The organism is Paenibacillus sinopodophylli (assembly GCF_005930355.1).
Taxonomy (GTDB): Bacteria; Bacillota; Bacilli; order Paenibacillales; family Paenibacillaceae; genus Pristimantibacillus; species Pristimantibacillus sinopodophylli.
The window spans coordinates 1-11,958 of the sequence record NZ_VDBO01000002.1 but is presented as its reverse complement, the minus strand read 5'-3'; the positions used below and the strand labels follow the sequence as shown (position 1 = coordinate 11,958).

Genomic DNA, 11,958 nt, shown 5'->3' with positions numbered 1-11,958 from the left:
AACGTTTTATTCAAAAAAAAGAAGCTGCCCTTCTCCATTTCAGGGCAGCTTGCATATAAGCAATTGATTGAGTGAATCATTAGCATGATGACTTATCTATTGCTCTATATGCCGGAGGAATGCTTTGTGGATTTCTAAAAACATTTCCCGGGTCATATTTAGCTTTTATTTTCCGTAATCTTGGGAAATTAGCTCCATAATAAACCGCTCCCGAATCTTTGATTCCTTGGTCTGGAACGTTTATATAGGAGCCTACGATAAAGGGCTGCAGCTTACGGCGTGTTTGGCGAACGATGGCAATATTTTTAGCAGCTTCAGATTGCTTCAACCATGAGCTGTTCCATTCCACATAAAATTTTGCTTTACGCCAGTAGAATGCCGTTGATCGAGGCGATTTACGACTCACAGCTCCACCCCAATTCAGGAAAAAGAAGCCTGCGAACTCTCCCTCAACGTTTTCCAAAAATTGACGCATCGCTTTAATGGCCTTATCAGGAAATGGCTTCTTAGCGAAACCAGAAGAGAACTGATTGCTGTACCTTTGAGTAAGCACCGGATCTGGAGGCAATAAAAAATGAACTGCTTCTCTATAAGGCAACAACCGTATGATTGTGTTTGTGGGGGTTCCTACACTCGTAACGGGCTTTAATAGGCGAATAGCCTCCGTTTTTGATCCCAGAAACAATCCTTCCATCGTGACGTTTCCGCCTTTTTTCGGTCCAATTGATAATTCACTGCCTAGTTTGTTGTTGACGTAAGGAGACCATTTCTGCCAAGCTTTGAGCACCTCTTCGAACTGATTCCACGGCCAAGTAATACGATAAACGGTAGCCTTGGCAGGAGCGCGATGTACTTTGAATTTGTACTTTGTGTATACGCCAAAGTTTCCACCGCCGCCCCCTCGGGAAGCCCATAATAGGTCTGAGTTACACTTTCTGTTGGCACGAATAACGCGTCCCTTCGCGTCAACCATTTCAAGTGCAAGCAGATTATCGCTAATGAGCCCAATCGATCGTTGAAGTGGCCCGATTCCCCCACCGAGTGTGATTCCGCCGATCCCAACAGAAGGGCTGTCACCGAAAGGAGCTATAAAGCCTTGACGTGCAAGCATGTTTGCGATTCTTCCCACTCTATTGCCTGTCTCAACAACAACCGTACCTCTTTGTTTATTCAGCTTCACTTTTTTCATTTCACTTACATCGATAACAATGCCACCATTAACCTGTGAGAGATTAACTTCCAATGAATGTCTCCCACTTCTCGGACGAATAGGTACATGATTCTCGCGTGCCCACTTGATCGCGTTCGCCACATCTTGAGTCCTTTGGGCAAACACAAACACCTTGGGAAATTTGTCCGTATGGGGGTCCCAGTTTTTACGTGCGGATTCATAACCCGAATTCCCTCTAAAAACAACACGCCCAGTAAGCTTCGTTCTTGGTTTCAATAACCACAACTCCCTTTGAGCAAATGATTGCACTGAACGTTGCATAAGATACCGTATATCGTATGAAAGGCATTCGTGCAGGGAATGGGCCAATGAATCAAAATAAAGTTTTATTGCTGATGCATGGCGGCAACGGTATGATGAAACAAAGAAACGGAGGCCGCAAACATGAAACTCCCTCCCATTCACATGGACCATCTGGATGTTAAAATTCCATTTGGCGTTCTGACATTGAACATCCTATATGTGAAATTCGGCTATTTCAATGATTCCATTCAGGAGCATGCGCATAGCAACAAAAGCTATGAGCTTCATTTCATACCGCATGGGCAAGGAACACTGGTTGCTAACGGGACCAAATTCCCGCTATCATCCAATTCCTTATTTATGACTGGTCCCGAAATTGTACACGAGCAGATTACGAATCCTGAAGATCCAATGGCTGAGTATTGCATCTGCTTTGAAGTCATTGGCGGCAGCTCACCGATAGGCAGCCAATCATCGAGCGAACAAGACGAAGCACAAATGGCGGAACTCATCCTTCGTACCCCGTTCTGGCTCGGGCAAGATCATCAGCAATTATTGCCGTTATTCGAGCAGCTTGCTTACGAGACTGAAAATCAATTTATCGGGTATCATTCCATCGTAACCGGGATTATCGAGCAAATTATTATTAAGCTTGTTCGAAATTATACGAACAACCAGCCTTCACTTCAACTCGCAAAGCAAAAGACGCTTGACGATAATCGACTCGTAATCATCGAGCACTGCTTTCTATACGAATATGCAACGATAACGATTCAAGCATTGGCAGACAAGCTTGGGCTTAGCGCGAGACAAACGGAAAGAACGCTTAAAGAACGCTATGGCAAGACTTTCACACATAAACGACAACTGGCCAGAATGAGTGCGGCAGCTTATCTACTCACAACAACGTCATTAACGATTAGCCAGATCGCCGAACGTACAGGCTTCGCGACGCTTGAACATTTCAGTCAAAATTTCAAGAAGCATTACGCACGAACGCCTCGTTCCTATCGAAAGCAGATTTAAAGCTCCAGCTGAAATGTAACGATAACATCGTTATCCTTGCTCAAGTTAAGGACAAGGTAAGGACTCCGTCCATCCTTGATCACCGTTACAACGGAGCTGTTAACCATGGCTGTCTGCCAAGGAATCCCTAATTTTAATTTAAATACGTTATCGTTCGTATTGGAGCCCAATGTAGCGCACACTTCTCGCTTCTCTACATCCCAAGCAAGCGACTTGACCTCAACTCTGGTCCTTGCCATCAGTCCTTGAACGGAACCCGCCTTCCAATCGGAAGGCAATGCGGGAAGAAGCTCAATCTCGCCGGTATTCGAGAATAACAAAGCCTCATTAACAGCTCCCACGGCGCCGAATGCCGTATCTGTACAGTAAGTATGGTTTCTTCGGTTCGTATCATGATCCGTCATGAGTGAGGTATAATAACCGTTCCCCGTCAACATCGGCAGTAATGAAGCGAGTACGCCATCGCCGTTTTTAAGCCGCGCGTTAACCAAAGCCTTGTGCACCCAGCCATGTCCCGCTGTCGCGTCCTGCGTGTTATATTTATCTCTATTCTCTAGCGCAATCTTGGCGGCTTCTGCTAATCTGTCATCATTTTGCGTTTCATAGGCCGGCCATGCCACATACAAATGACTTAAATGTCGGTGGTTGTTATTCTCCGTATATTCGGTCATCGCCCATTCGCGCAAAGCGCCATCAACATCATATTTATAATCCGGCAGCTGCTTCCGCAATTGTTCCCATTTGGCAATCGCGGATTCGCCGCCTTCGCGTCTGACGGCTTTTTCCAGCTCAATGACCATATGCAGGCCGTCTCGTGCAGCCGAAATATCCATTACAGCGTTGGCCGTAATTGTGCTGGTGTAGCCGATTGGATTATTTTCTGGTGAATAGCCCGGAATAATCATATACAATTCACCTGGCAGCAAAGATGTTTTGCCGATCTGATAACAGGCATGACCGTCTATATCCGTGTAGTATTCCGGTGTGCAGATTTGTTCCCAGAAGTTGGCCTGTTTGGTGAGCAGTGGAAGCAATATTTCCCTCTCTAGGTCCAAATATCCTCTGCTTAATAGTTGTTTAAATTGTTCATCGCTCAGCCCACCATCATTGACGCCTAGAAGCGGCTGCAGCTCATGCAGTCTCATGTTAGCGTGAATCGGAATTTGACGGTTACCATAACATTGCCAATATTCATAAATAGGCAGCAAACACCAGCTTGCACCTGCATTCCAATATTGAAACGGATAGTCATTATCGTATTCCACGTGCATCGCCCGATCTCCATCAGAGTTGACCGAAACCTGCAGAGCATCATGCATACCGTACGCCATCCGGGCGTTATATGCGAAATCTGGCGCGTTCCTCAAAAAGAATGTAATATAGCCAAGCTGTGCTTCCGTCAAATGACTCGTATTCATTGCTGCCACCTGTAGATTAACATTGGCATCAAGCGTGTAAATACCTCGCCAGCCAGGATTCCATTCGCCGGTCCACAAACCGTACAAGCGGGGCGCACTATAGCCGCTACAGCAGATCATGGCATACCGCCCCTGATTGTACGCTTGCTCCAGAAATGCTCGATTAACCTTATCCGTCGTCGCTTTTTGCGCACAGATCAATGTCAAATTGTCCGCTTGCTTATCCACTTCATCACTGTCAATGTTCAAGCTGACGGCATTATATTCAGCAGCATGTTGTAGCGCATGCGGCTCAAGAGCAGCAGCATAATCGAATTGACCAGACGCATCTTTATATTTGGACGCTACTGCATTCGTCATTCCAAACAAATGATCCACGATATCATAACCCGTCATTCCTGCAAAATCTTCGATTAAACCCATTCGATGAGTTCGTTCACATTGCGTAATTAAATAAACAGCATCCGCACTATTGATTTGAATGGCTGGATTCCGCTCGGGACCGACGTTCATCCGTTCATGCGTATCTGGAAGAAGAATTCTCTTCTTGGTGCCGTTTACAACGATGACCTGCGTCAGCCCTGCGTAACCGCCATCTATTAGCTCGCTTCCCGAATAGGATGGATAATGTGCAACCTGCGCGATATAAGAGGCATCAGAGTCTACCAGCTTTTTGTACTGCAGCGCCGTAACTTCGGAAGTGCCATCCTTAGCCCTACACATCGCTTCAATATCATCGATGGAGATCGTCATGTTAATTTTGGCGTTGGCCGAAGAATGTTCGATTCTTGTAATCGATACATGATCTGCTCTTGAAGTGAAAGAAGTTCGAATCCATATGCCGTTCTCGTCGGCGTATCGCACACCGGTCTCTGCTGTTTCGTAATTGGTCCAACGTTCATAATCACTTACATTCCCTTGATTAGACATACCAAGCCGAAGCTGATGACCTGGGTGATAGCTATAAAAAAAAGTTCTGCTTCTTTTCGTGCCATCCGGGAACGCAACTTCCCATTGATCATTTTGGTTAAAAACATTATATCTAGCTTCGGTCAGCTGGCTTGGCAGCTCCTCTGGAATCGTCCTCGGATGGCTGGAAGGATAGTTGAACCATATATTTTGGAAAATAAAACAATCATTATACGGTGAACCTGAGGTAATATAGCCGTTCAGGCCATTTCCGCTGACCATGCCGTCTCGCCATTCGAATCCGGGATTGCTAGTTGGGATTTCGGTATAGCTGAGCGCATAATTTCCTTTATCATAATGACGTGATTGGAATGCTTTATTTGCCATTCTTTCAACCTCCTGCTCTGTTCATTTCTGATGCAATCTCATCATATACAAGCAAGAGTTGTTAATTTAGCTATTTAAACGACGATTAGCGCTAGTATGATGTCGTTTTTACGCAGATATTTATTTCATTTGCAATGGGAAACGAAGGTGGCTTAATACAATCCAGTCCATACCTTTCATTAAGGTATACACTGACCATTTTATAAACGTAACGGAGACAGTCCCTTTCCAAGGCGTGGCCACCTAAAAGCTGAAGATAATGAGGTTCAAGTTTATCTTTGAACACCGTTTCAAATTTGGGATTGTGAACATGTGCCCGGTCCTTCATGTCTCGAGAAGCAGCTGTTTTTCGCCTATTAAGTATGCAACCACAAAGTAGACGCAGCAAAGCGAACCTTTAGCTGCTTGATTTGATAAAAACATTCACAAGAACAGTCGCAAATTTTATAAATTGCCGTCCTTAAAATAACGGTTGTCGTCTTACTCCATTCACAAGTTGCGACTAAGTCCTTTCACCATATTTGTCGTTTTGGCAATGTACATGGTTAAATCTAATGTTTTTGAATAATAGATTCATTCTGCACTGGGTGTGGACTTATTGAGCATCCGCCGCTTATACTCTTCCATTCAAGCATTAATTTCAATTGTTTCGGACATAACAAAGAACCACAACACGGGCAGCTAGCTCGCATTGCGGCATTGTTGATTTCACTATACGTAATGATACACCAATTCACAGGATCATCTTTGTTTTAGACTTACAATTGGGTCTATAAAATCGATTGTGTAAACTCTTCTCAAAGTGCCCATGGGGACTTTCCCTCTTAACGTAGATATTTTCCGACTGGTCTGGGAAGAATACGGAGAGTTGAAGCAGTATCTGACCCCAGACCTGATCACGACCTGTTTCTTGCGAATGACGCCCATAGTGAAGAAATAGAACATCTTAAGTAGGGTATCATTCGCAACACCTTGCCAATAATCTCTTTTCGCCCACAAAATAAAGAAGCTTTTCTGATCTAGTTGCTTAATTACTCTTTATCCGTGATTCTCATGTTCCCTTCGATCATGCAGAACGTGATATTTGGATGGCGAAGGTCAAATTTAAATTGTCAGGCGCGTTTCGAATGTTGACATATGTCCAGACTTTGCCCGCAATCGCAGCATGATTTCATCATTTGGAAAAATAACCTTAGCACATTCTCGTTTCCCTCACTTTTGCCTACCGTAGACAGTTCACATTTTAAGCGATACCTAAGTAGTTACGTTCTTACAAATCATGATTATAACCGTATTACATAGGTTAACTCTTCTAGTCGTTGAATGATCAGTTGATTCGGCGCTGGTAACCTATTTAAAAGTTAGGAATACTCCTGATCAGATAGCTGATATACAAACAACACTCCTCCCAATAGATTTTTCCCAATATACTCCTTTTTTTAAAAAAGCTTTATCTTCTTCCATTTTCAAAGTTAAAGTTGGTGTTAAATCACTACTATCGAAATACAAATGAAGCTTCTCAATGATTAAACTAGTATTGTTTACATACATCTTCATATCAATCAATTTATGAACGGAGTTTTCCAACGTTTCTAATTTATATATAGTTATAAATTCCCCTACCTCATTTATTAATCCCCTACCGAACAAACTATAAACTATCTTAAAATTCGGGTTTCCTTCTTCAAAAATTGTTACAACTTCATTAACCATATCAATTAATGAACTGTTTCGAAACTTTGCTTGTAAAAACTTCAACGGATTTTCTGAAAACCATGTATGAATGTCTTCAACTGTATCATTAATATATCCCACTGGCATTGGCTTCTCGTATAAGAATTCATTTCTCAATGCAATCTCCTACTTTCTTATTGCTATATATTCTCCACCCATTTTATCTACAATTCTTTTAGATAGAATGTCCCAGACTTCGTCATGCTTACCTGATTGGTACAATGCTTTAACATCAGGATCGCCACTCAGTTCTTTTTGGGTATCCCTATACAAAATTTGTACATCCTCTGGTCTGACTTTCCACCCTTGAGCTCCTCTTTTCACGCTTAGAGTAGTACCATTAGGTAACACTGCCCTTATCTCCGCCATATCAAACCCGACTGCTGTCTCAAAATCTTGCCAGCTAAACGGTCCATTAGTAGGATGGTTATGGGTAAATATAGCATTTTACCCAAATGACTATATGGACTAAGGTCAATAGACTTTTCACTACCAACAATGGTATCACCACTAAGATTTCCTGTGCTATCAAAAAATTGTCCGTGCTCTGTTGATTCATGTCGAATCTGATCTTCTAAACCAATTAACTTTGTATTGCTAAATATCTCTTTACCCGTCCCCTCAGTTGTATTATTAAATCAGCAAATAAATAGAAAACCACAGCACGAGCGGATAGCTCGAATTGTGGTTTTAATGCTTGTAATGTACGATATATTTTGCTCATACAGGATAATTTATATAATATTATTGTATAAGCTATTCTACTCCCTCAATCTCATCTAATTTCTCAATGTACAATTCACTAAATTCTTTCTTGGAAAAGGATAAACCTTTTTAAACCACCCATATTTCCAACAAACAAGCTCATTATAGTGATAACTAACTCTCCCCCATCTCGAACAACAATATTATAGGTTCAAAAAGATCTTCAAAACGTACATCTATATTTTCTCCGTGAGCGTCAAATAGGCCCCACCTAGTAGTTAGATAGAAGCCCATGTATGATGGATGAGTATTAAGGCATGCGACAGGTATCTGGCAATGAAGAGGACCAAGGCATATACGGTTCCAGCGTTTTCAAATCTTGTGGATCCGGAAGCTGCGGTAATTGTTCGAATAGGTACTTGAGGTACCGGAATGGATGCAGTCCGTTTTCTTTTGCCGATTCGATCACGCTGTACACCGCTGCACTAGACTTCGCCCCACGAGGTGTATTGGCAAAAAGCCAGTTCTTTCGTCCGATCACAAAGGGCTTGATCGACCGTTCACTCCGGTTGTTGTCGAGCTCCAGCCTACCGTCTTTCAGGAACGCCGTCAGCTTATCCCATTGGTTCAAACTATAGGCAATCGCTTGACCGAGCAGGCTTTTAGGCATCGTCCGAGATTTCTGCTGACGCAGCCATACGTGATAAGCCTCCAGTACAGGGCGGCTTCGCTCTGCTCGGGCCTTATGACGTTCTTCCGGCGAGGCCTCTTTCAGCTCCCTCTCCAGCGCAAAAAGCTGGTTGCAATACGCCAGTCCTTGCGCGGCCACCGTTTCCGGATTGCCCTTGGCCTCCGGCGCTGCTTTCAGTGCTTCGTCATACTTGCGCCGCGCATGTGCCCAGCAACCGACAAGCGTCACATCCTTGACCTTATGGTATCCCGGATAGGCATCCACATGTAAATATCCCTTGAACCCCGTTAAGAAGTCTCGCGGATGCTCGCCACCCCGTGTTCGCTGGTAGTCATAGACCACGGCAGGCGGTACGCCGCGACCGGTCCGATACAACCATAGATAGGAGGTCGCTTCGGCCGACTTCCCAGGCTCCCGCAACACTTGCAAAGTTGTCTCATCTGCATGCAGTGTTTCCTGCTGAAGCAGATGTTTTTTCATTTCTGCAATCATGGGCATGAGCCACTGCTCTGCACCGTAGACCATCCAGTTCGCCATCGTTTGTCGAGATAACGTATAGCCCATGCGGGCAAACTGCTGCTCCTGTCGGTATAGTGGCTGGCTGTCCACAACCTTTTGACACATCACATGCGCCATCGCCGAAGGCGAAGCCAGGCTACCCGGGTACACTGGGTTAGGCATGGGCGCCGTCACGATTGGCGTTTGTAGGCCATGACGCTCGCAGTGACGGCAAGCATACACCTGCCGCACATGCCGAATAACCTTTACCTGTGGCGGCACCACGGCGATTTCACTTCGGGTTTCGGTCGTCATCTCGTGTAGGGATCCGCTGCAGCATGCACAGATCTGTTTGCCTTCTTCCAATGTATACGTCACCGTCTCCACCGGCAGCTTAGACAGATCCGCCTCGCGCTTACCACTGGTTTTACGGCGCTCATAGCTGACCTTCTCCATCTCGGGTACTTGCCCTTCCGGCGTAGCCAGCACTTCCGCCTCGTTGAATAGGTTCAACTCCAGTTGATCGGGATGCGTCTTCTCACTGGAAGCGCCGAAGCGCTTCTGCTGGGCCAGACGAAATTGCTCCTCGTACCATTTGAGCTTGGCCGAGAGTTCGGTATTTTGTTGTTCCAGCTTTTCGTTTTGCTGCTGGAGTTGTTCCAGGGTGAGGGATTCCGTTTCGTTTTTCATCTGTTTTTCTTTCTTCAAGCCAAGGGGGATTTCCTGCCAAACGGAGAGAGATTTTTTCAATTGGCGGCTTCGGGCGATATCGCCGGATGGGCATGCTTTTGCTGGGGGGACAGACCATCGAGAATCCACCGCAATTCTCGCTGTGTCAGACTCATTGGGGAACTACCGCCGGAAGGCCATTGAAAGGTACCGCGTTCCAAACGACGGTAGTAAAGCCAAAAGCCAGCGTGATCCCAGTGCAAGATCTTGAGCTTATCTCGTCTGTGATTGCAAAAGACAAACCATGCTGTGGAGAAGGGACTCAGCGCAAACTGTTCCTGAACAATGGCCGCCAAACCGTCAATGGATTTACGCATGTCTGTGGAGCCACAGGCCAAATAGACCTGTGAAGCTGGTGCCAAATTCAGCATAGGAGATCGAGCGCAGCGACTACATCACGAAGTAACTGCGGTTCAAAGCCTGTACGAACAGCAATTCGTGCAACACCAACTTGCACCCATAAAGGTTCGTGCTGCGAATGTTGGATGGCCACAGCACGGAAGGTCGTAGATGTTTCCGTTGGTTTAGCTATTGGAGATTTATAGAGCCAATATTTCAACTGATGAACTTTAAGATTTTCTTGGGCGCACCAAGCCTTCATCGTTTGCCCGCTTTTCTGGTAGGTTGCAATGTGTCTTGCCCATATTTCCTGTCCCGTCTCTTTCATAAATGGTTCATCCTCTCGATCTATGATGAACTCATTGTGACAGCCTTTACTTCCTATGAACAGGTGGGCAAGATTTGACGCTTACGAATGTTGGATTCATTCCGCACTGGGTAACCCCCATAGACCTCTTACGAGAAATTAATACAAAAATCGTTCCCTAATAATATCCAGATAGTTCTCCAACTTCTCACGGTCATCCGGGAGTGCGTCTACATAGTTTTTGCATGCCAGATTTAGATAATAATAAAATGTATCATAGTTTAAAATTACTTCTTCCTCATGTATAGAGAATCTGACACCGTCAAACTTTTCTTCATCTTCTTCAACATCATCTGGAAATGAACAGTCTACCGCATTTATTCCAGAGCCAATGCCTACAGACATTTGCTCAATCGTCCTCATGAAGTTTGAACTAGGAACAGCATTAAAAAAAGCGATTACTGGAAAATGAGTTTGTTCTAATAGATCTTTTTCTTGCAACTTACTCCTCATCTTTATTAATTCCTCTCTACTAAAATTCCGGAAAAAAGGATGTCACTTTTCCATCTGAATCAGCATAACCCATCCATTTAACACCATTACTATCGTAACCTTCCCACTCTCTTCCCAGTTTCCCGTTTGAAAGAGCATTGTTTGCCGCCTCTTTACCAAATTTAATATACCCCTCATCAGAGATTACCTTTGGATCATAGATAGTTTTTACGTATTCTTTTGCTTTCCATCCAGTAATTTCACCCGTTTTTCCATCTATGGAAGGGATTTGATATGTGACTTTTTCAACTCCTGATATTGACGGGTGCTTCTCAACATTTAATACGTTAATATCGTTCTTATATAATTCTACTTTATTGTGCGCACCGCCAATACCTCGGCTTCTAGGTACTTCTGGGTCAATGTATTTTATGTGACCTTCTAATTTAGGAGAAAAACTAGCTTTACCCGTCCCCTCAGTATCCAACGGCTTATCCTGATTAGGCTTTAAGTGCTCGTCTACATTGGAGTTTATGTCATCAACTTTTGAAGGTATAGGCTCACTCTTAGGCGACTTAAGAACCTTGGGCGCCCGTTTCAGTACTAACTGCAGGCCTTTACCTATTCCCGCAGATAAAAGCGATGGAATAATTATACCTCCCGCATAATTCAATCGCGAATCTGTATCCCCGTTAATCACGCTTTCGTTGAATTCATCGATTAACGCCTGCGCCTCTTTCCGCGCCTTTTCAGGATTATTCGTAAGAAACGATGGCAGCTCTTCTATATTCCCTTCCCTTATATTCTTAGCGATATCCTTCACGCCGTCTACTGTACCTGTAATTGCATCTATTCCACCTTGAACAAAGCTTCCTATTCCTGCTATGACTTTCCACTTTGCATCATTGATTTTCTTTTCGATTCGCCATTGATTTAGCTCAATAGCGGAGGGCGCTGGGCAACCATTTATTCGCCCATAATAATCCTGATCCGAACGTTGGTATGCAGCAAAATCAATGCCTTTATGAAATGGATTGAAAGGAAAGTATCCATCTAGCAGCGCTTGAGATTCGTTATGACCAAGCCTACTTGCCCGCATCGTTCTGCTATTCGTCGGCTGGAATTTATCCTTGTTCGACTCCAACCACTCGAATGCCAAACGTAGTGTCAAGGCCAGCAAAGCGAGCTGCTCTTTTCCTTTTTCAGCATCACTCGCCGCCCGTGCCATGCTTGCATATCTTGCTTCTAT

Annotated in this window: 10 protein-coding genes; 1 reads left to right on the top strand and 9 read right to left on the bottom strand. The window is 44.3% G+C overall.

Features of this window, described 5'->3' with window-relative positions; translation table 11 throughout:
- Window positions 1-79 precede the first annotated feature (79 nt).
- The gene (locus tag FGT79_RS12005; protein ID WP_246096388.1) at window positions 80-1,447 is read right to left on the bottom strand and encodes an FAD-binding oxidoreductase; all 1,368 of its coding nucleotides are present in this window, start codon (window positions 1,445-1,447) and stop codon (window positions 80-82) included.
- A gap of 168 nt (window positions 1,448-1,615) precedes the next feature.
- Between FGT79_RS12005 and FGT79_RS12000 the strand changes: the two genes are divergently transcribed.
- On the top strand, window positions 1,616-2,500 hold the full coding sequence (locus FGT79_RS12000) for a helix-turn-helix domain-containing protein (protein ID WP_138753066.1): 885 nt from the start codon (window positions 1,616-1,618) through the stop codon (window positions 2,498-2,500).
- On the opposite strand, the gene FGT79_RS11995 is transcribed toward FGT79_RS12000, so the two are convergent.
- The 8 genes from FGT79_RS11995 to FGT79_RS11960 form a co-directional block, all read right to left on the bottom strand.
- Window positions 2,497-5,214 carry a glycosyl hydrolase family 95 catalytic domain-containing protein gene (locus FGT79_RS11995; RefSeq protein WP_138753065.1) on the bottom strand — a complete coding sequence of 906 codons (2,718 nt, stop codon included), beginning with the start codon at window positions 5,212-5,214 and terminating at the stop codon, window positions 2,497-2,499. The two genes, FGT79_RS12000 and FGT79_RS11995, sit on opposite strands and share 4 nt — an antisense overlap.
- Window positions 5,215-6,591: 1,377 nt before the next feature.
- Window positions 6,592-7,065 (bottom strand): hypothetical protein, encoded by a 474-nt coding sequence (locus FGT79_RS11990; RefSeq protein ID WP_138753064.1) that lies wholly within the window; start codon window positions 7,063-7,065, stop codon window positions 6,592-6,594.
- 9 nt (window positions 7,066-7,074) lie between these two features.
- A complete protein-coding gene (locus FGT79_RS11985) occupies window positions 7,075-7,299 on the bottom strand; it encodes a hypothetical protein (RefSeq protein WP_138753063.1) in 225 nt (74 codons plus the stop codon).
- A 664-nt stretch (window positions 7,300-7,963) separates the two neighbouring features.
- Complete coding sequence (gene tnpC, locus FGT79_RS11980) at window positions 7,964-9,532, bottom strand: IS66 family transposase (RefSeq protein WP_138753598.1); 1,569 nt, start codon at window positions 9,530-9,532, stop codon at window positions 7,964-7,966.
- A gap of 56 nt (window positions 9,533-9,588) precedes the next feature.
- On the bottom strand, window positions 9,589-9,942 hold the full coding sequence (gene tnpB, locus FGT79_RS32555; protein WP_138753062.1) for an IS66 family insertion sequence element accessory protein TnpB: 354 nt from the start codon (window positions 9,940-9,942) through the stop codon (window positions 9,589-9,591).
- Entirely contained in the window at window positions 9,936-10,238 is a 303-nt protein-coding gene (gene tnpA, locus FGT79_RS11970; RefSeq protein ID WP_138753061.1) for an IS66 family insertion sequence element accessory protein TnpA, read from the bottom strand. Before tnpA ends, tnpB begins: the two co-directional genes overlap by 7 nt.
- Before the next feature lie 138 nt (window positions 10,239-10,376).
- The gene (gene cdiI / locus FGT79_RS11965; protein ID WP_138753060.1) at window positions 10,377-10,718 is read right to left on the bottom strand and encodes a ribonuclease toxin immunity protein CdiI; all 342 of its coding nucleotides are present in this window, start codon (window positions 10,716-10,718) and stop codon (window positions 10,377-10,379) included.
- A gap of 31 nt (window positions 10,719-10,749) precedes the next feature.
- Window positions 10,750-11,958, bottom strand: a 1,209-nt coding sequence (locus FGT79_RS11960) for a CdiA family toxin C-terminal domain-containing protein (RefSeq protein WP_171056206.1), incomplete at its 5' end; no start/stop codon positions are given.